At 66.8% G+C, this 20420-nt stretch carries 19 protein-coding genes; 10 read left to right on the top strand and 9 right to left on the bottom strand.

The features are described from left to right. The 7 genes from G3580_RS16775 to G3580_RS16745 form a co-directional block, all read right to left on the bottom strand. Complete coding sequence (locus G3580_RS16775) at positions 1-804, bottom strand: CbbQ/NirQ/NorQ/GpvN family protein (protein ID WP_173767429.1); 804 nt, start codon at positions 802-804, stop codon at positions 1-3. Between the two features lie 19 nt (positions 805-823). After that, positions 824-1081 carry a cytochrome C oxidase subunit IV family protein gene (locus G3580_RS16770; protein WP_173767427.1) on the bottom strand — a complete coding sequence of 86 codons (258 nt, stop codon included), beginning with the start codon at positions 1079-1081 and terminating at the stop codon, positions 824-826. A 5-nt stretch (positions 1082-1086) separates the two neighbouring features. Continuing rightward, positions 1087-1692, bottom strand: coding sequence for a cytochrome c oxidase subunit 3 family protein (locus tag G3580_RS16765; protein ID WP_173767425.1), 606 nt, complete (start codon positions 1690-1692; stop codon positions 1087-1089). A 131-nt stretch (positions 1693-1823) separates the two neighbouring features. Then, complete coding sequence (locus tag G3580_RS16760; protein ID WP_173767423.1) at positions 1824-3536, bottom strand: thiamine pyrophosphate-dependent enzyme; 1713 nt, start codon at positions 3534-3536, stop codon at positions 1824-1826. Next, positions 3533-5215, bottom strand: coding sequence for an FMN-binding glutamate synthase family protein (locus G3580_RS16755; protein ID WP_173767421.1), 1683 nt, complete (start codon positions 5213-5215; stop codon positions 3533-3535). The genes G3580_RS16760 and G3580_RS16755 overlap by 4 nt, the downstream gene beginning before the upstream one ends. A gap of 243 nt (positions 5216-5458) precedes the next feature. After that, entirely contained in the window at positions 5459-6838 is a 1380-nt protein-coding gene (locus tag G3580_RS16750; RefSeq protein WP_173767419.1) for a cbb3-type cytochrome c oxidase subunit I, read from the bottom strand. Positions 6839-6872: 34 nt separating this feature from the next. After that, on the bottom strand, positions 6873-7298 hold the full coding sequence (locus G3580_RS16745) for a c-type cytochrome (protein ID WP_173767417.1): 426 nt from the start codon (positions 7296-7298) through the stop codon (positions 6873-6875). 435 nt (positions 7299-7733) lie between these two features. Here G3580_RS16745 and nosZ point away from each other — a divergent pair, with 435 nt between their 5' ends. The 9 genes from nosZ to G3580_RS16700 all read left to right on the top strand — a co-directional run bounded on the left by nosZ (position 7734) and on the right by G3580_RS16700 (position 16736). Further along, positions 7734-9677, top strand: a complete 1944-nt coding sequence (gene nosZ / locus G3580_RS16740; RefSeq protein WP_173767415.1) for a TAT-dependent nitrous-oxide reductase — start codon at positions 7734-7736, stop codon at positions 9675-9677. Between the two features lie 146 nt (positions 9678-9823). Further along, positions 9824-12025, top strand: coding sequence for a NosR/NirI family protein (locus tag G3580_RS16735; protein ID WP_173767413.1), 2202 nt, complete (start codon positions 9824-9826; stop codon positions 12023-12025). Between the two features lie 3 nt (positions 12026-12028). Continuing rightward, on the top strand, positions 12029-12457 hold the full coding sequence (locus tag G3580_RS16730; protein ID WP_173767411.1) for a transcription regulator: 429 nt from the start codon (positions 12029-12031) through the stop codon (positions 12455-12457). An 11-nt stretch (positions 12458-12468) separates the two neighbouring features. Then, positions 12469-13740, top strand: a complete 1272-nt coding sequence (locus tag G3580_RS16725) for a nitrous oxide reductase family maturation protein NosD (protein WP_173767409.1) — start codon at positions 12469-12471, stop codon at positions 13738-13740. A 70-nt stretch (positions 13741-13810) separates the two neighbouring features. Then, positions 13811-14710, top strand: coding sequence for an ABC transporter ATP-binding protein (locus G3580_RS16720; RefSeq protein ID WP_173768864.1), 900 nt, complete (start codon positions 13811-13813; stop codon positions 14708-14710). Between the two features lie 51 nt (positions 14711-14761). Continuing rightward, positions 14762-15583, top strand: a complete 822-nt coding sequence (locus G3580_RS16715; RefSeq protein ID WP_173767407.1) for an ABC transporter permease — start codon at positions 14762-14764, stop codon at positions 15581-15583. Further along, a complete protein-coding gene (locus tag G3580_RS16710; protein ID WP_173767405.1) occupies positions 15580-16104 on the top strand; it encodes a nitrous oxide reductase accessory protein NosL in 525 nt (174 codons plus the stop codon). The genes G3580_RS16715 and G3580_RS16710 overlap by 4 nt, the downstream gene beginning before the upstream one ends. A 6-nt stretch (positions 16105-16110) precedes the next feature. Next, positions 16111-16380: a hypothetical protein gene (locus G3580_RS16705; protein WP_173767403.1), complete on the top strand. Its 270-nt coding sequence runs from the start codon at positions 16111-16113 to the stop codon at positions 16378-16380. Continuing rightward, complete coding sequence (locus tag G3580_RS16700) at positions 16380-16736, top strand: hypothetical protein (protein ID WP_173767401.1); 357 nt, start codon at positions 16380-16382, stop codon at positions 16734-16736. The genes G3580_RS16705 and G3580_RS16700 overlap by 1 nt, the downstream gene beginning before the upstream one ends. Positions 16737-16823: 87 nt before the next feature. Here the strand turns inward: G3580_RS16700 and G3580_RS16695 are convergent, their stop codons facing one another. Further along, positions 16824-17279 carry a c-type cytochrome gene (locus G3580_RS16695; protein WP_173767400.1) on the bottom strand — a complete coding sequence of 152 codons (456 nt, stop codon included), beginning with the start codon at positions 17277-17279 and terminating at the stop codon, positions 16824-16826. A gap of 295 nt (positions 17280-17574) precedes the next feature. Continuing rightward, a complete protein-coding gene (gene cobA, locus G3580_RS16690) occupies positions 17575-18387 on the bottom strand; it encodes a uroporphyrinogen-III C-methyltransferase (RefSeq protein ID WP_217424683.1) in 813 nt (270 codons plus the stop codon). Positions 18388-18669: 282 nt separating this feature from the next. Here cobA and G3580_RS16685 point away from each other — a divergent pair, with 282 nt between their 5' ends. After that, complete coding sequence (locus G3580_RS16685) at positions 18670-20412, top strand: nitrite reductase (RefSeq protein ID WP_173767398.1); 1743 nt, start codon at positions 18670-18672, stop codon at positions 20410-20412. Positions 20413-20420: the final 8 nt, after the last annotated feature.

Below are 20420 nucleotides of genomic sequence, written 5' to 3'. Positions count from 1 at the left end.
TTAGCGCCCGAAGGTGGCGGTGATCACTTCCATGAGCGCCTCGACCACCTCGGGCTCGTCGGTGAGGCTCTCGACCAGGGCGGCGCGGCAGGCGTCCACCGGGTCCATGCCGACGCCGATCAGGCGTGCGGCATACACCAGCAGCCGGGTCGAGGCGGCCTCTTCCAGATCCACGTCCTTGAGCGCGCGCAGCGAGCGGGCGATGGACACCAGCTGCTTCGCCAGCATCGGCTCGCAGGCGGTCTCGCCGACGAGGATGGCTTCCTCGGCCGCGGCGCTGGGGAAGTCGAAGCGCAGGGTGACGAAGCGCTGACGGGTGGAGGGCTTGAGGCCCTTCATGAAGTTCTGATAGCCCGGGTTGTAGGACATGACCAGCATGAAGTTGTCGGGGGCGTGGAGGGTCTCGCCGGTGCGGTCGATGGGCAGGATGCGCCGGTCGTCCGCGAGCGGATGGATGACCACGGTGGTGTCCTTGCGCGCCTCGACCACCTCGTCCAGGTAACAGATGCCGCCCTCGCGCACCGCGCGGGTGAGCGGGCCGTCGCACCACACGGTCTGGCCGTCGCCGATCAGGTGGCGGCCGACCAGGTCGGCGGCGGTGAGGTCGTCGTGGCAGGCCACGGTGTACAGCGGCAGGCCGAGCTTGGCCGCCATGTGGGCGACGAAGCGGGTCTTGCCGACGCCGGTGGGGCCCTTGATGATCAGCGGCAGGCGGTTCTTCCAGGCCAGCTCGAACAGCTCGATCTCGTTGCCGGCGCTCTGGTAGAAGGGGATGTCGGCAGTTTGTGTCACACGCGTATCCATGGGGTGTCGTCCTGTCAGTTTAGAGGGCCATCCAGTAGGCCAGCGCGATCAGGCTGGCGACGAAGACCAGCCAGCCGATCAGCAGTGCCCGCCACATGAGGCGCACGCCGCGCAGGCCCATGAAGTCGAGCACCACGAAACGGCCCTTGAGGAAGGAGAGTACCAGCAGCGTGGCCATGATTCCGAGGCCGGCGGCGCCTTCCTCGCCGATGAACCAGGTGGTCGCGGTGGCGGCCAGCAGGAACAGCCACACGAAGTCGAGTCGGTCGAATTTCATCGCGCTCACCGCATCACGTAAACCAGGGGGAAGAGGACGATCCACACCAGGTCGACCATGTGCCAGTAGGCCGCGCCGCTGACCAGGCCGTTGGTGTTGTGCGGGCCGTAGGCGCCGCGCCGGGTCTGATGCCACAGCACCACCAGGATCACCATGCCGAGGATCACGTGCATGAAGTGGAAGAAGGTGAGCGACAGGTAGAACATCCAGAAGGTGTTGGTGGACAGGTTGATGCCGGCGCCGAACTTGGCCGCGTACTCGAAGCACTTGACCACCAGGAAGCCGCCCGCGCAACCGATGCCGCCGGCGAGCCAGCGGGCGCCGACGACCGAGTCGTTCAGCCGCTCGACCGCGTGCACGGCCCGCGCCCCGCACCAGGAGGCGGTGACCAGCAGCACGGTGTTGAGCGCCCCGGCATTGCGATTGACCTGCAACTGCATCTCGTTGAAGAGGGCGACGTTGTGGGCCCGTGCGAAGGCGTAGGCGGCGAAGAATACGGCGAAGGCGAGCAGCTCGGCGAGGATGAAGAACCAGATCGCCAGATCGCCGGGCGGGTGGGCTTCCTGTTCGGGCGCGAGGCCTTGAGTCGTCTGAAGGGTCATGGTGTCCATGGAGGCAGGATCCTCGTTTTGTGATCGCCGTTCCTTGATGTTGACCAAATTTGTCGGGTAAATCCGGTTCACTGTAGACAACGGCAGGCGCCGGTGCCCCCGTTATCGGGTGCCCGGCGGGGCGGATCGACTCACTTCAGGAAGTTGTCGCGCACCAGGTCGACCAGCTCGTCGGCGCGCCCGCCGAGCACCGCCTTGGCACCGAACAGGGCGGTCGAGGCGACCTGGGAGAACGCGATCTGCGGTGGCATCACCAGCTCCATGCGGTTGACCTCCACATCCAGCAGCGCCGGCTGGTCCACGGCCAGCCAGGCTTGCATCGCCGAGGCCAGCTCCGAGGTCTGTCGCACCTTCCAGGCGGCCAGGCCGCAGGCCTGGGCCAGCTGCTCGAAGTCCGGATTGTGCAGGCCGGTGTAGCGGTCGAGCATGCCCTCGACGCGCTGCTCCATCTCGACGAAACCCAGCGAGTGGTTGTTGTAGACCAGCAGCTTGACCGGGATGCGTTCCTGCACCAGCGTGAGCAGGTCGCCCATCAGCATGCTCAGCCCGCCGTCGCCGCACAGGGCGATGACCTGGCGGCCGGGATAGGCCAGGGCGATGCCCAGCGCCTGCGGGTAGGCGTTGGCCATGGTGCCGTGGGCCAGGCTGGTGAGGAAGCGGCGCCGGCCGTTGGCGCGCAGGTGGCGCAGCAGCCACACCATGGGCGAGCCGCCGTCGGCGGTGAAGATGGCGTCCTCGGCGGCCAGTTCGTCGAGCGTGGCGGTGACCGTCTGCGGATGGATCAGGTCTTCGCCCGATGCGCTGCGCGCGGCGTAGGTGTCCAGGTCGGCCTGCCACTGTGCCCGCGCGCCGGTGAGCCAGCCGTCGTCCGGGCGCGCCGCGACGCGGGGGGTGAGCGCGCGCAGCGTCGCGCCCACGTCGCCCACCAGGCCCAGGTCCACCGGGGTGCGCCGGCCAATGTGTGCCGGATCGATGTCCACCTGCACGATCCGGGCCTCGTCCGGATAGAACTGGGTGTAGGCGAAGTCGCTGCCCAGGCACAGCAGCAGGTCGCAGGCGTCGAAGGCGTCCGCGCCGGCCCGGTTGCCGAGGATGCCGCACATGCCGATGTTGTACGGGTTGTCCGGTTCGACGAATTCCTTGGCGCGGGAGGTGTGGGCGATCGGGGCCTTGATTTTCGCCGCCAGCGCGAGCAGCTCGGCGTGCGCCCCGCGGGCGCCGATGCCGGCATAGATGACCGGCCTGTTCGCCGCGTCGATCATCGCCGCGAGCCGGTCGAGTTCGTCGTCGCCCGGGCGCACGAGCGGCGCGAAGCGGTGAACCGACCAGGGCACGGCATCCGCCGAGCGCGCCTTGAGCAGATCGCCATTGACGACGATCACCGCCACGCCGCGCCGGGCCAGCGCCGCCTGGGCGGCCATGACGGTGATCCGTCGGGCCTGGTCGGGGTGGCTGATGCGTTCGCAGAACACCGCGCACTGCTCGTAGATCTTCTTCTGGTCGACCGCCTGGGGAAAACCCAGGCCCTCCTCGGTGCGGTCCACCTGGGAGGCGACCAGCAGCACCGGGGCGCCGTTGCGATGGCTCTCGAAGATGCCGTTGACGAAGTGCAGGCTGCCCGGGCCACAGGTGCCGGCGCACACGGCCAGTTCGCCGCTCATGTAGGCCTCGCCGCCGGCGGCCAGGGCGCCGACCTCTTCGTGGCGCACATGCACCCAGCGCAGGTCGGTGGCGCCGAGCGCGTCGGTGAAATGGTTGATGGTGTCGCCGACGATGCCGTAGCAGCGCTTCGCGCCGGCCTCGATCAGGACGTCGACGATGATGTCGGAAACGGTTCGGGTCATGGGCGTGTGCCTCCAGCGAAATCGGTTGGGCCGCGCGGCCCGGATCCGCCCGGGCCGGCGCCGAAGCGGTAGTTCCTGAGGGGCTCGGCGGGCGCGAAGCTCTCCGCCTGCGCGACCCGCCACCAGTCGGCATACACCGTGTCGTCGGGGGCCTCGAGGAGGATGTCTTCGGGCAGGAAGGGGTGGATCTGGTCCACCGGGGCGGATTTTTCCGGCCCGATGCGATGAATCAGGTGGTAGGGCTGCAGGTCGCTGGGGTGGGCGAAGCCGGCCGCGGCGACGATCTCGGACAGGGATTCGACGGTCTTCTCGTGGAAGCGGGCGGCCCGCGGCCCCTGCACCTCCGGTACCAGGGCGCGCTGGCGCAGCGGGTCCTGGGTGGCGACGCCGGTCGGGCAGGTGCCCAGATGGCAGCGCTGCGACTGCACGCAGCCGACCGAGAACATGAACGCGCGGGCGGCGTTGCACCAGTCCGCGCCCAGCGCCAGGTTGCGCGCCAGGCCCATGCCCGAATGGATCTTGCCGCTGGCGGCCAGGCGGATGTCGCCCTTCAGCCCGGCGCCCACCAGGGCGTTGCGCATGAGGATCAGCGCGTCCATGAGCGGCATGCCGACCCAGTCCGACAGCTCCGCCGGCGCCGCGCCGGTGCCGCCTTCGGCGCCGTCGACGACGATGAATTCCGGTGTGATGCCGGTCTTGAGGATCGCCTTCATGATCGCGAACACCTCGTGCGGCTTGCCCACGCACAGCTTGAGCCCCACCGGCTTGCCGCCCGACAGCTCGCGCATGCGCGCCGCGAACTCGAGCATCTCGATGGGCGTCGAGAAGGCGCTATGCCCGCGCGGCGACAGGCAGTCCTGGTGGGCCGGCACGTGACGGACCGCGGCGATCTCCTCGGTGACCTTGGCGGCCGGCAGCAGGCCGCCATGGCCGGGCTTGGCGCCCTGGGAGAGCTTGATTTCGGTCATCTTCACCGCGTCGCGCGAGGCGTTCTCGTGGAACAGCTGCGGGTCGAATCGGCCGTGGCGGTCGCGGGCGCCGAAGTAGCCCGAGCCCAGCTCCCAGACCAGGTCGCCGCCGTGTTTCAGGTGGTAGGGGCTGATCCCGCCTTCGCCGGTGTCGTGGTAGAAGCCGCCGCGCTTCGCCCCCAGGTTGAGGGCCTCGATGGCGTGGGCCGACAGGGCGCCGAAGCTCATGGCGGAGATGTTGAGTACCGATGCGCTGTAGGGGCGGCGCGTCTGCGCGTTGCCGACCTGCACCCGCGGGGAGGTGTCCGGCGCGGGATGGGGCACGATGGAGTGGGTGATCCAGTGGTGGTCGTGGTCGTCGGTGTTGCGCTCGGTGCCGAACGGCTGTGTGTCGGTGCGCCCGCGGGCACGCGCATGCACCAGGTTGCGCGCGTCGTAGGAGTAGGGCGTGCCGGTCAGGTCGTCCTCGACGATGTAGCTGCGCAGATAGGGGCGCAGCCAGTAGAAGAAGGTGCGCAGATGCCCCGTGATCGGATAGTTGCGGGTGATGGTCCAGCCGCGCTGGGCGAGGTCGCGGAGGCCGACGAGCAGCAGCGGGAGCGTGACCGCCAGCAGCCAGTAGGCCCATGCGTGGCGGGGGGCGAGAACGATGCCCAGCGCGCTCAGGACGATGACCAGGAGCAGCACGGCATAACGGGACAGGGTTTTCATGGACCTCCTTGCGCACCTGGTGCGCGTGGCGGCTGGCCAGTGCCGGAGGACGGGGCCGCAGGGCGCCGGGCGATATGACAATCGGCGCGAGGCTGTGTTTCTAAGACGGACGCGGGGACGGGCGGATTAGTTCAATCCGGTGCGGTCGTGGGAGGTGTCGGGGCGCGGGCGGCGATGGGCGGCCGTAGACGAAAATCGGCGGGCCGAAGCCCGCCGATCGTCACTGCTTGGGGGTGTCGTGGATCAGGCCGAGGCGGCCTTCTCCTCGCCCTTGACGAAGAAGCTCGCCACATACACCACCAGGCCGATGAGGAAGATCACGCCGGTCCATTCACGCATCCAGTAGAACAGGCTGATCTGGTCCTGCGCCTGCATGAACGGGATGGGTGTGTCGGAGTAGCGCTGCAGCCACACCTGCAGGATGCCGGCGGCGGTGAGGAACAGGGTGATGAACACCATCGAGATGGTCATCAGCCAGAAGCTCCACATCTCCATCACCTGAGCCTTGTTGCTGTTGGCGGCACGACCGCGCAGCAGCGGCATGGCGTAGCTGATGATGCACAGCACGACCATGGCATAGGCGCCGTAGAAGGCCATGTGGCCGTGGGCGGCGGTGATCTGGGTGCCGTGGGTGTAGTAGTTCACCGGTGCCAGGGTGTGCAGGAAGCCCCACACGCCAGCGCCGAGGAAGGACATCACGCCGGTGCCCAGGGCCCACAGGGTGGCGGCCTTGTTGGGATGCTCGCGACGGCGACGGTTGACCATGTTGAAGGCGAAGACGGTCATGGCGAAGAAGGGGATCGGCTCCAGGGCGGAGAAGATCGAACCCCACCACTGCCAGTAGCCCGGCGTCCCGATCCAGAAGTAGTGGTGACCCGTGCCGATGATGCCGGTGATGAGCGTCAGGGTGATGATCACGTACAGCCACTTTTCGATCACCTCGCGGTCCACCCCGGTCACCTTGATGAGCACGAAGGCCAGCAGCGCGCCGAGGATCAGTTCCCACACGCCCTCGACCCACAGATGCACCACCCACCACCAGTAGAACTTGTCGAGCACCAGGTTATCGGGGTTGTAGAAGGAGAACAGGAAGAACACCGCCAGGCCCCACAGACCGAGCATGAGCACCATGCTGATGGAGGTCTTGCGGCCCTTGAGCATGGTCATGGTCAGGTTGAGCAGGAAGGCCAGCGCCACCACCACGATGCCGATCTTGGTCAGCAGGGGTTGCTCTAGGAACTCCCGGCCCATGGTGGACAGGATGTTGTTGCCTGTGTACTCCGCCAGGGTGGCGTAGGGCACCGTCAGGTAGCCGACGATGGTCAGCGCCCCGGCGACGAGGAAGATCCAGAACATGGCCAGCGCCAGCTTGGGTGACCACAACTCGGTTTCGGATTCCTCCGGCACCATGTAGTAGGCCGCGCCCATGAAGCCGAACAGCAGCCACACGATCAGAAGGTTGGTATGGACCATCCGTGCCACGTTGAACGGGATGGCGGGGAAGAGGAAGTCGCCGATGACATACTGCAGGCCCATGATGAGCCCGAACAGGATCTGCCCGACGAACAACCCGATGGCCGCGATGAAGTAGGGCTTCGCGACAGCCTGGGATTTGTATTGCATGTTGATCTCCTGGGATTTCGTGTCGTGAGCCGGCTCAGCCTTCGATGTTGGGCGGCCAGTTGTTGGTCTTGATCTCGGAGGAGTACTTGAGGAACTCGACGAGATCGTCCAGCTGCTGGTCGGTCAGGTGGAAGTTGGGCATCTGGCGGCGTCCCGGGGCACCCGTGGGCTGCGCCTGGATCCAGGCCTTGATGAACTCGGGGCCGCGCCGCTTGTAGACGTTGCCCAGTTCCGGCGCGAAGTAGGCGCCTTCACCCAGCAGGGTGTGACAGCCGATGCAGTCGTTGGTCTCCCACACCTTCTTGCCGCGCGCGACGGCGTCGGTCAGGTTGGCCCGGTTGTCCCGCTTGGGCAGTGTGGTCTGGGTGTCGAAGGTCAGCGCGAGAAACAGGAGGATGAAGAACACCGTCCCCCCGTAAAAGATGTTTCGCGCCATCGATTTTGTGAATGTGCCGCTCATGGAGCCTCCCATATTGGTTGCCACTGTTCTCACAGCTTGGGGGCGAGTGTGCGGGCGGCACAGGGGGCTCGCCTTGACGACGATCAAACGAGCGGACGGTTCGGAGGGAATTTAAGACCCTTGTTATATAAGGGTTTTCTGTGCCAGGCGCAGGCGGCGCGCCGGATCGGCGAGGTCGGCGCCCCTCGCGCCGGGGGCGGCGCCTGTATGCCGGCCGGATCGTCGTGACCGTTGTCGCGGGGGCGCGCTCTGCCCATTTCGGGGGGAGGGGCGCAGATGCGGCGATTCTTACCTGAGATCAATTTAATTCGTGCTCCGGCTCCCTATATTTGCCTGCGTCAAGTTGTCGCACCGGACCCTTGGCCGCCGACCCCGGCGGCGTGGGGCGCCCGGGTCGCACACGTGATCAACTTCCGATGATGGAGCAAGTACACAATGAGCCAGAAACACGACCACGACGTTGAGCCGAACGACCCGACCCGGCGCCGATTCCTGAATACCGCGGCCCTGACCGGCCTGGCCGGCGCGGGTCTCGCCGTCGGCCTGTCGGCCTGCAACAAGGAGCAGGCCGCGGCACCGGCCGGTGCGCCGGCCGCCAAGGCCGAGCCCATGGCTTCCGCCGTGTCGGGCGCCTACGAAGTGGCGCCGGGCCAGCTGGACACCTACTACAGCTTCTGCAGCGGTGGCCACTCCGGCGAGGTGCGCATCTACGGCCTGCCCTCCGGGCGCCTGTTCAAGCGCATCCCGGTGTTCAACACCGACGCGCTCACCGGCTGGGGCATCACCAACGAATCGCGCGCCATCCTCGGCACCAAGCCCGACGGTTCGCTCAAGTACACCACCGGCGACACCCACCACGTGCATCAGTCCTACAAGGACGGGGTCTACGACGGCAAGTACATCTTCGTGAACGACAAGATCCACGGCCGTATCGCCCGCATCCGCATGGACACCATGGAATGCGACAAGATCACCGAGCTGCCCAACATCCAGGGCTTCCACGGCATCTTCTCCGACAAGCGCGACCCGGTCGACCCGGCGATCAACTACACCACCCGCGTGTTCTGCGGCGGCGAGTTCTCCATTCCGCTGCCCAACGACGGCCGTGACCTGGACAAGCCCGAGGCCTACCGCTCGCTGTTCACCTGCGTGGATTCGGAGACCCTGGAGCCGCGCTGGCAGGTGCTGATCGACGGCAACTGCGATCTGGTGGCGACCTCCTACGACGGCAAGCTGGCGTGCACCAACCAGTACAACACCGAGATGGGCGTGCTCTATCCGGGGATGATGTCGGCCGAGCGCGACGCCTGCCTGTTCTTCAACGTGGCGCGCATCGAGCAGGCGGTCAAGGACGGCAAGTTCCAGACCATCGACGGCTCCAAGGTGCCGGTGGTCGACGGCACCCGTGCCGCCAACGCCGATCCGAAGACCGCGCTGACCTGCTACGTGCCGGTGCCGAAGAACCCGCACGGGGTCAACGCCAGCCCGGACGGCAAGTACTACGCCTGCTCCGGCAAGCTGTCGCCCACCGCGACCCTGATCGAGCACGACCTGGTGCTCAAGTGGTTCGACGGCGGCCTCAAGACCGAGCGCGACACCGTGGTCGCCGAGCCCGAGATCGGCCTGGGCCCCCTGCACACCGGTTTCGACGGTCGTGGCAACGCCTACACCACGCTGTTCCTCGACAGCCAGATCGTGAAGTGGAACCTGGAGGCGGCGATCAAGTCCTTCCAGGGCGACAAGAACGCGCAGCCGGTGGTCGATCGCATCGACGTGATGTACCAGCCGGGTCACGGCTTCACCTCCATGGGCGAGACCAACCAGCCGGACGGCAAGTTCTTCCTGTCCGACAACAAGTTCTCCAAGGACCGCTTCCTGCCGGTCGGCCCGCTGCATCCGGAAACCGCGCAGCTGATCGACATCAGCGGCGACAAGATGAAGCTGGTGGCGGATCACTCGGTGTACTCCGAGCCCCACGACTCGATCATCGTGCGCCGCGATCTGATCAAGACCCGTCAGATCTACAACATGGACGAGTTCCCGAACGCGGTGAAGAGCCCGAAGGACTCCGGCGTGTTCCGCGACGGCAAGAAGGTCACCATCAAGCTCACCAGCCAGGCACCGGCCTTCAGCCTGACCGAGTTCAAGGTGAAGCAGGGCGACGAGGTCACCATCATCCTCACCAACCACGACAAGGTGGAGGATCTGACCCACGGCTTCGCGATCCCGAAGTACAACATCCAGTTCATCGTCAATCCGCAGGAGACCAAGTCGGTCACCTTCGTTGCCGACAAGCCGGGTGTCTACTGGTGCTACTGCACCAACTTCTGCCACGCGCTGCACCTGGAGATGCGCAGCCGCCTGCTCGTCGAGGCCTGAGGCCCGCGATACCGACGCGCCGACACGGCGCGTCGCCACAGCAGCGCCGGGGCCCGTCCCCGGCGTTGTTGCTTCCGGGGCGGCGCGTCCCGGCCCACTTGACGCGCGACAAGTACGCCGCGCCAAGGGTTTATTAGGATCAAGTGATGGAACCAGTACACCCAAGCGCACCCACGAGATTCCTTGCCGCATGCCGCCTCTGGCTGCTCACGCTGCTGCTCGGGATCACCGGCCTGCCCGCGCTGGCGGGCACCTACGAAGCCCATCTGGCCCCCGAACTGGAGAGCGCGCCGCGCATGTGCGACTACGCGCCGTGCCAGGACGTGATCCCCGGCGCCGACAGCTTTTCCGAGCGCCGCGGCACGCCGCCCTATGTGGAAGCCTACAAGGGCAGCGGCGCACGGAAGCAGCTGCTCGGCTACGTCATGCTGTCCACCGACATGACCGACACCCCGGGGTATTCGGGCAAGCCCATCGTGACCCTGATCGGCATGGATACCCATGGCCGCTTCACCGGGGCGAAGGTGCTCAAGCACTCCGAGCCGATCCTGCTGCTGGGCATCCCCGAGTCGGCGCTGATCGATTTCAACAACCAGTACGTGGGCAAGTTCGTCGGCGACAACCTCGAGATCGGCGCCTCGCGACCGGAGGAGAACGTGGTCGGCCTGGATGCGATCACCGGCGCCACCGTGACCGTGGTGGCGCAGAACCAGGTGATGCTCACCTCGGGCACCTCGGTGGCCCAGCAGGTGGGCATCCTCAAGCCCACGGTGCGGCCCCAGGCCCGCTTCGTCGATCGCGGCACCGCGCCGGACTGGGCCACGCTGGTGGCCGAGGGCGCGGTCCAGCAGCTGACGGTGAAGCCCTCCGAGGTGGGCCTGCCGAACAACGGCACGCCCTTCATCGATCTGTGGTTCGGCTACCTGAACGAACCCGACATCGGCCGTGCCATCCTCGGCAAGAACGGCTACGAGCGTCTGATGGCCGGGCTCGGCGAGGACGATCACGCCATCTTCGTGATCCGCACCGGCGGGACCGAGTCCTTCAAGGGCTCCGGCTTCGTGCGCGGCGGCATCTACGACCGGGTGCAGGTGCGCCAGGGGCGCGACACCTTCACCTTCCGCGATCTGGACTACCAGAACCTCTACGGCATCGCCGCCCAGGGGGCGCCGGCCTTCGTCGAGTCGGGCATCTTCACCATCCGCGGCAAGGGCGCCTTCTCGGGCGCCTTCCCGTGGAAGTTCGTGTTCATCGGCAACAAGCTCGACAAGGCCACCCGCGCCAAGACCTTCGCCAACTTCGACGCCGAATACTGGCTGCCGGGCACCTATCTCGAAGGCGGGCGGCCCGAGGTGGTGCGCCCCGACCCCACCTGGCTGCGCATCTGGAAGGAGCGCAAGCTCGGCATCGGCGCCTTCATCGCCCTGCTGGTGGCGGTGGCCACCGTGTATGCCAATCGCGACCGGCTGGTGCGGCGCGCCGACCACAAGCACAAGTGGCCGGTCAATGCCTTCAAATACACCGGCTGGGTGCTGTCGATCGGCTTCGTCGGCTTCGGCCTGCTCGCCCAGCCCTCCATCACCCAGGTGCTCACCTGGTTCCACTCGCTGCTGTTCCAGTGGAAGTGGGAGCTGTTCCTCACCGACCCGTTCATCTTCATCTTCTGGATCTTCATCATCATCACGGTGTTCGTGTGGGGGCGCGGCCTGTTCTGCGGCTGGCTGTGCCCGTTCGGCTCGCTCACCGAGCTGATCTACAAGACCGCCCGCCTGATCGGCCTCAAGCGCTTCCAGCGGGTGCCGCCGAAGCGGGTGCACGACGTGCTCAAGTGGACCAAGTACGCCATCTTCTTCGGCCTGCTGGCGGTGTCGATGTTCTCCATGGGCCTGGCCGAGAAGCTGGCCGAGGTGGAGCCGTTCAAGACCACCTTCCTGGTCGGCATCACCCACCGCACCTGGCCCTATGCGCTGTTCGCCTCGGCGCTGCTGGGCATCTCCATCTTCGTCGAGCGGCCCTTCTGCAAGTACCTGTGCCCGCTGGGCGCGGCGCTGGCGATGCCGACCACCTTCAGATGGTTCGGGCTCAAGCGCAAACAGGAGTGCGATTCGTGCAAGGCCTGCGCGAAGAGCTGCGGATCGCTGGCCATCGACAAGGACGGGCGCATCGACCAGCGTGAATGCCTGCTGTGCATGGACTGCATGATCCTCTATCACGACGACCACGGCTGCCCGCCGCTGGCCAAGGAGCGCCGCCGTCGCCACAAGGCCGGCCTGCCGCTCACGCCGATCGGCAAGGACGGCTACTTCATCCCCATCCAACCGGTGAGCGCGAAGGCGCCGAGGAGCTGAATCATGGTCGATCCGAAAATGCCGACCGATCCCTTCGAACCGGATCATGCCGCCGCCGGCGGGCTGCTGCCGTGGCTCGTCGTCGAAGTCCGGGACCACCTGTGGCCGTGGAGCCGCCACGGCTTCCAGCGTCACCGCGCCTTGCAGGGCGCAGGGCTGGCGCTCGGCCTCGCCGCCACCGTGGTGTGGGTGCTCGCGGCGCTCGGCCAGCTGGCCGCCGGCGCCCTGATCGGCTGGTGGTTCGGCTGGAGCGTGTTCGAGGTGATCGTGCGCCTGGGCGCCAAGCCCTATGTCAAGGAAGGGCCGTGGTGGGGCCGGCGCTACCGTCGCGCCAGCCGCATGGACATGATCTGCTATGTTGGGTTCAAGAACCTGCTCATCGGCGCCAGCCTGTTCATCGCGCTCAAGTCGCTGGGTCTGGTGACCGTCTGACGCGCCCCGGGATGTCTGTCATGTATCGCTTCGCCTTGTTCGCCCTTGCCCTGTTCCTGTCGCCCCTGCAGGCGGCCGAGCTGAGCGTCCATCCGGGCGAATCGATCCAGGCCGCGATCGACCGCGCCGCGCCGGGCGATACGGTGCGTGTGCTCGGTGGTCGCTACGTGGAAAACCTGCGCATCGCCAAGCCGCTCACGCTGACCGGCGACGATCATCCGACGATCTCCGGCGGGCTGTCCGGCGACACCCTCCGCATCACCGCGCCGCATGTGACCGTGGACGGCTTCATCATCGCCGACTCGGGCGACGACCTGGGCGCGCAGAACGCCGGGGTCTACATCCAGCCCGGCGCCGATTTCGCCACGGTGCGCAACTGCACCTTCAGCTACACCCTGTTCGGCCTGTGGATCGAGAGCGTCACCGGCGTGGTGGTGGAAAACAACATCATCACCGGCAAGCGCGATCACCCCTCGGCCCAGCGCGGCAACGGCATCGAGCTGTACAACTCGCAACATGCCCGCATCATCGGCAACAACATCAGCTTCGTGCGCGACGGCATCTATGTGGACGTCTCGCATCACGCGGTGTTCAGCGGCAACAAGATCCACGACGTGCGCTACGGCACGCACTACATGAACTCCTACTACAACACCTGGGAGAACAACGAGTCGTACCACAACCGCGACGGCCTGGCGCTGATGATGACGCGCAACCAGATCGTGCGGAACAACCGCGCCTGGGGCAATTCCGATGTCGGCATCATGGTGCGCACGATCCAGGACTCGGTGATCGAGAACAACGTGGTCGCCGGCAACCACCGCGGCTTCTTCGTCTACGATGCCGAGTACAACACCATCCGCGGCAACCTCATCCAGGACAACGATGTCGGCGTGCACCTGTGGGCCGGCTCCTACCACAACGAGGTCGATGGCAACGACTTCATCGGCAATCACGACCAGGTCAAATACGTCAATACGCGCGATGAATTGTGGGGCGTCAAGGAAGGCAACTACTGGAGCAACTATCTTGGCTGGGACCGCAACGGCGATGCGCGCGGCGACGTGCCCTACGAGGCCAACGACATGGTGGACCGGCTGACCTGGCGCTACCCGATGATGCGCCTGCTCATGGCGAGCCCGGCGGTGCAGAGCCTGCGCCTGATCGCCCAGCAGTTTCCGCTGCTGCGCGCGCCCAGCGTGGTGGATCGCTCGCCGCGCATGACCCCCGCGCACGCCGACTGGAGAGACTGGTTTGGAAAACGTTTTGAAACGACCCCTTGAAGCTGCCGCCGCGACGCCCGCCAGCGCCCCGGCCGCCAGCGCCGAGGCCCGGGGCGCCGTTCCGGCCGGCGTGATCGAGGCGCGCGGCGTGGTCCGCCATTTCGGCAAGGTGCAGGCGGTCAATGGGGTGGACCTGTGCGTGGGCCGCGGCGAGCTGTTCGGCCTCATCGGCCACAACGGCGCCGGCAAGAGCACCATGTTCAAGATGATGCTGGGCCTGCTCGCGCCCACCGCGGGCGAGATCCGCATCGACGGCGTGCCGGTGAGCGGCCGCCACTTCCGCGAGGTGCGTCGCCGGATCGGCTACCTGCCCGAGAACGTGGTCCTGTACGACAACCTCACCGCGCTCGAGACGCTGCATTTCTTCGCCCGGCTCAAGCGTGCCGACGCCAGCGAGGCGCCCGCGCTGCTGGAGCGGGTCGGGCTCGGCCACGCCGCGCGCCGGCGCGTGCGCGAGTTCTCCAAGGGCATGCGCCAGCGGCTGGGCTTCGCCCAGGCCTTGCTGGGGCGCCCGCAGCTGCTGTTCCTCGACGAGCCCACCTCCGGTCTCGACCCGGAAGCGATCCGCGACTTCTACGCCGTGCTGCGCGGCCTTAAGGCCGAAGGCGTGACCATGATCCTCACCTCGCACATCCTCGCCGAGATCCAGGAGCGCGTCGATCGCCTGGCGATCATGGCCAAGGGCCGCGTGCAGGCCACCGGCACCGTGCAGGCGCTGCGCGAGCAGATGGACCTGCCGCTGTGGTTCGAGGTGCGCGTCGCCGACTGGGACTTCGAAGCCGTGCGCGCCGCCCTCGGTCACCTGCCGGTGAGCGCGATCGAGGCGCGCGGCGACCATGTCGCGGTGCAGTGCCAGCGCGAGGCCAAGATGGCGGTGATCGCCGCGCTCGCCGCGCTCGGCAGCCGGGTGCTGGATCTGACCGTGCGCGAACCCTCGCTGGAGGACGTGTTCTTTGGTTTTTCGGATTGACTGGACCATGAAAGCGATTTTTCCGACTGCAAGGCGGACGGAGGCCCCGCAATGACCCTCGAACCCCGCCAGATCGCCACCATCGCCGGCAAGGAATTCTGGGACCGGATCCGCAACCGCTGGGTGCTCGCGGTGGCGCTGGTGTTCACCGTCTTCGCGCTGGTCATCGCCTACGCCGGCGGCGCCCAGCAGGGGGCGGTGGGCTTCCGCTCGATCGAGGTCACCATCGCGTCGCTGGTCAGCCTGGTGATCTACCTGATTCCGCTCATCGCCCTGGTGCTGGGCTTCGATGCCATCGTCGGCGAGCGCGAACGCGGCTCGCTCGATCTGCTGCTGTCCATGCCGATCACCCGCCTGGAGTTGCTGCTGGGCAAGTTCTTCGGCCTGTCCGGCGCGCTGGCCTTCTCCACCATTGCCGGCTTCGGCGTGGTCGGGGTGGTGCTCTCGGCCCATCTCGATCTGCCCGCGCTCTATCATTACGCCGGCTTCATGATCAGTTCGGTGCTGCTGGGCATGGCCTTCCTGAGTCTGGCGGTGATGGTGTCGGTGTTCGCCTCCGACCGCACCCGCGCCTCGGGCCTGGCCATCGCCTTGTGGTTCTTCTTCGTGCTGGTGTTCGACCTGCTGCTGCTCGGTGCGCTGGTGGCCACCGGCGGCCAGTACGGTGGCGACATCTTCCCCTGGCTGATGCTGGCCAATCCGGCGGACGTGTTCCGGGTGCTCAACATCTTCAGCCTCGAGGAGGTCAACACCCTCTACGGGCTGGCCACCGTGTTCCCCTCGGCCCTGGCCAATCCGTGGACGCTGGGCCTGCTCATGTGTGTTTGGATCGTGGCGCCGCTGGGCGTCGCCGCGTGGAGATTCCGTCGATGATCTTTTCCCCCCGATTCCTGCCCGCGGCCGCGCTCGCGGCGACCGTCCTGCTCGCCGGCTGCGGCAAGCAGGCGGGCGAAGTGCCGGCGGTGCCGGTGAACATCACCGCGGGCACCACCTGCGTGCTCGATGGCATGCTGCTGGCCAACTTCCCCGGACCCAAGGCGCAGATCCTGTACGACGGGGCCGCCGAGCCGGACTTCTTCTGCGACACCGTGGAGATGTTCAACGTCTACCTGCAGCCCGAGCAGGCACGCCGCGTGCGCGCGGTCTTCGTCCAGGACATGGGCAAGGCCGACTGGAACAAGCCGCGCGGCCACTGGATCGACGCCACCCAGGCGTTCTACGTCCTGGGCTCGGACGCGCGCGGATCGATGGGTCCGACCATCGCCGCCTTCGCCCAGGAGGCCGACGCACGCACCTTCGCCAAGGCCCATGGCGGCAAGGTCGCGACATTCAACGAGGTCACGCCGGATCAGGTCGTTCTCGACGGCGGCGTGCTCAAAGACCACAAGATGTGAGGCACCATGGACAGCTTTTTCAACGGGCTGGCGCCCGAGGATGCGATCGAGATCGAATCGCTTTCACGCCTGATGTACGACCTGCGCTGCAACCGCGACAAGGTGCTCGAACAATGGCAGGTGCCCGATGTGGGCAGCCTGCTCGCGCGCATCGAGGCCGGCGAAGTGGCCGAACACCCGGCCTATGAACACTACCTGTCGGCGCGCATTCTCGACGAGACGCGCCAGTCGATCCGCGAGGCACTCGCGCGCAATCTGAAGGAGGTCGGTCGCTGATGAGCCTGCACCTCGAACTGGCCGAGTGGCTCGCCACCGAATTCGGTCCCTGCCTGGACGGCGCCCCGCAGCTCATGCAGGACGCCCTGATCGTGAGCCTGACCAATGGCGTGCGCCTGGAGGTCCGCTATGCCGCCACCGATGCCTACGCCTTCGGCTGGTGCGTCGATGGCCGGCAACTGGCGATCGACACCGCCCCTGTCCATGCGGACCTGGCCACCCGGCCCAATCACCTGCATGGTGCCGACGGTGGTGTGCACGCCGACCCGCTCACCCGCTGCGGCGCCGACCCGAAGGACAACCTGCGCGCCCTGATCGACGCGCTGCTGGCCGACCCCCTGCTCGCCGCGGGCTGAGCGCCAGGGGGGCGCCATGAAAACGGGGAGGCCCTGAGGCCTCCCCGTTTTCATGGGCGGCGACGGGGGCACACCCCGTCGTCGGTCTTACTTGGCGTTGGACACCATGTAATCCACGGCCGCCTTGATCTCTTCGTCGGTGAGCTTCGGATTGCCACCGCGCGGCGGCATCATGCCTTTTTCGCCGGTGAAGCCTTCCATGGCGTGCTTGTACAGCACGTCCTTGCCCTGGGCGATGCGCGGTTCCCATTCGGCGGCGTTGCCGAACAGCGGTGCGCCACCGGCGCCGGAGCCATGGCAGAGGAAACAGGTGGCCTTGTAGACCTTCTGGCCATCGGCAGATGCCATGTCGGCCGGTGCCGCCGCTTCCGCCTTGGGTGCGGGGGCTTCTGCCTTGGGCGCCGGAGCGGGGGCTTCGGCTTTCGGTGCAGGCGCTTCGGCGGCCGGCGCTTTCGTGGCCGGCGGTGCGGGCGGGGCTTCTTCCTTGCCGCAGGCGGCGAGCAGTCCGACGAGCAGCAAGGACGGAATCAGGGTCATGCGCATGAGATCTCTCCATGGGTTGGGTGGGCACCGGCGGGTGCCCGTCAAAATGAACGACATGTCGGCGGCGGTGCCGCCGGCCGGATCGGCCCAGGGCGATTGCCATCCACCCGGGCCTGAACCGGAGTCGCCAATCGAGCGGCACATCACGTGCCGGCGATGACGATCATTGCCATGATAGTCCACGGCCCCTGCATCCTCGGTTTATCGAGGCCGGGGCGCCTTGATGCGGGACAAGTGGGAGGCGCGCGATGGCGGGGGAGGTTGCGCGGTGGCCGGCGCTCCGACGCTCCGACGCTCAGGCAGCGGCGCCGATGGAGGTCGACGCCGCCTGTTCGAACCAGCCGAGCCGCTCGTGCAGGGTCACGACGGTGCCGATGATCAGCAGGCAGGGCGGCTTGAGTCCGGCCGCCTTGAGGGCGGCGGGCAGGCTCTGGAGTGTGGCGACGACCGTCTGCTGATCGGCGCGGGTGCCGTTCTGGACCGCCGCGGCGGGCATGTCGGCCGGCACGCCGTGGGCGATCAGCTGGCGCGCGATCTCGGGCAGGGCGCCGACCCCCATGTAGATGACCACCGTCTGGTTGGGGCGGGCGAGCGAACGCCAGTCCAGATTGGCGGTGCCGTTTTTCAGGTGGCCGGTGGCGAAGGTACAGGACTGGGCATGGTCGCGGTGGGTGAGCGGGATACCCGCATAGGCGGAAATGCCCGATGCCGCGGTGATGCCCGGGACGACCTCGAAGGCCACGCCGGCCTCGACCAGCTCCTCGATCTCCTCGCCGCCGCGCCCGAAGATGAACGGGTCGCCGCCCTTGAGGCGCACCACCTGCCGGCCGGCCTGCGCGAGGCGCACCAGCAGCTGGTTGATCTGTTCCTGCGGCAGGGTGTGGTTGCCCGCTTCCTTGCCCACGTAGATGCGTTCGGCGTCGTCGCGGATCAGGCCGAGGATGTCGGCGCCCACGAGATGGTCGTAGACCACGGCGTCCGCGGTGCTGATGAGCCGGGCGGCGCGCAGCGTGAGCAGCTCCGGATCGCCGGGGCCGGCGCCGACCAGGCTGACCTGACCGGATGCCGGCCGCGCGGCCTGGGGCTTCGTGCCCGCTTCGGGCACCATCGCGCCCGGCACCGGGCGCAGGCGGGTGCCGCGCGCCTGGAGCCGTTCGACGACCCGCTTCATGACGAGCGGCAACGCGTCGCCTTCCCGCACGGGTATGCACGCTTGGTATTCGAGGCTCGCCATGGATTTTCTCCGTCCGGTTCGTTGTTGGCTCGACTTTATCAATGAGCGGCCCCCTAAAAGTTTGATGCGAGTCAAAGACGCGGGTCGGAGGGAGGTTCAATGTTCCGCCGCAGTGGATGCTCACATCCGCGTCGTTCATCACAAGGGAGACCAACCATGAAGACGAGTCGAACCTGGGGCGCAAGCATCATCGCGCTGGCTGCGCTGCCGTTGGCGATCAGTCACGCATTTGCCGCCGATCCGGTCGCCGATCACAAAGACGTGCCGGCCGCCGAAGTGAAGTATGAGGGTGCCGGCGGTTCGCCACTGGCGGGCGTCGAGATGCACCAGGACGTCAATCCGAAAGCGCCGCCGATGACCAAGGCGGAATTCGATCAGGCCCGCAAGATCTACTTCCAGCGCTGCGCCGGCTGTCACGGCGTGCTGCGCAAGGGCGCCACCGGCAAGCCGCTGACCCCGGACATCACCCTGGAGCGGGGCACCGAATACCTCAAGACCTTCATCACCTACGGTTCGCCGGCGGGCATGCCCAACTGGGGCACCTCGGGTGAGCTGAGCGCCGACGAAGTGGACCTGATGGCCCGCTACGTGCAGCAAACGCCTCCGACCCCGCCGGAATACAGCCTGGCGGACATGAAGGCGACCTGGAAGGTGATCGTGCCGCCCGAGCAGCGCCCGACCAAGAAGATGAACAGCTACGACATCAGCAACATCTTCTCCACCACCCTGCGCGACGCGGGCCAGGTGGCGCTCATCGACGGCGACACCAAGAAGATCATCAACGTGGTCAACACCGGCTACGCGGTGCACATCTCGCGCATGTCGGCCTCCGGCCGCTACCTCTATGTCATCGGTCGCGATGCCAAGGTGGACATGATCGACCTGTGGATGAAGGTGCCCGACAAGGTCGCCGAGATCCGCGTCGGCCTCGAGGCCCGTTCGGTGGAAACCTCGAAGTTCAAGGGCTATGAAGACAAGTACGCGGTGGCCGGCACCTACTGGCCGCCCCAGTACGTGATCATGAAGGGCGATACGCTCGAGCCGCTCAAGGTGGTGTCCACCCGCGGCATGACGGTGGATACGCAGGAATACCACCCCGAGCCGCGCGTCGCCTCCATCGTGGCCTCGCACTTCAAGCCCGAGTTCGTGATCAACGTGAAGGAGACCGGCAAGTCGCTGATGGTCGACTACTCGGACATCGACAACCTCAAGACCGTCTCCATCGGTTCGGCCCGCTTCCTCCATGACGGCGGCTTCGATTCGACCCTGCGCTACTTCCTGGTGGCGGCCAACAAGTCGAACAAGATCGCGGTCATCGACACCAAGACCGACAAGCTCGCCGGCCTGGTGGACGTGGGCAAGATCCCGCACCCGGGACGCGGCGCCAACTTCATCCATCCGAAGTACGGTCCGGTGTGGGCCACGGGCGATCTGGGTGACGACGGCATCGCGGTGATCGGCACCGATCCGGTGAAGCACAAGCAGAACGCCTGGAAGCTGGTCGACACGCTCAAGAGCCAGGGCGGTGGGGCACTGTTCATCAAGACCCATCCGAAGTCCCATCACCTGTATGTGGACAACCCCCTCAACCCGGACGCGAAGGTCAGCCAGTCGGTGGCGGTGTACGACATCAACAACTTCAAGGCCGGCTTCAAGGTGCTGCCGATCGCGGAATGGGCGGGCCTGAAGGATGACGGGGCCAAGCGCGTCGTGCAGCCGGAGTACAACAAGGCCGGGGACGAGGTGTGGTTCTCGGTGTGGTCCGCCAAGAACAAGGAATCGGCCATCGTCGTCGTCAATGACAAGACGCTCGAGCTGAAGACCGTGATCAAGGATCCGCGCCTGATCACGCCGACCGGCAAGTTCAACGTTCACAACACGCAACACGACGTGTACTGACCGCACGC

Source organism: Nitrogeniibacter mangrovi, assembly GCF_010983895.1.
In the GTDB taxonomy this organism is placed as follows: Bacteria; Pseudomonadota; Gammaproteobacteria; order Burkholderiales; family Rhodocyclaceae; genus Nitrogeniibacter; species Nitrogeniibacter mangrovi.
Note: the sequence above shows the minus strand (reverse complement) of the source record. Positions and strands in the feature narration are given on the sequence as shown.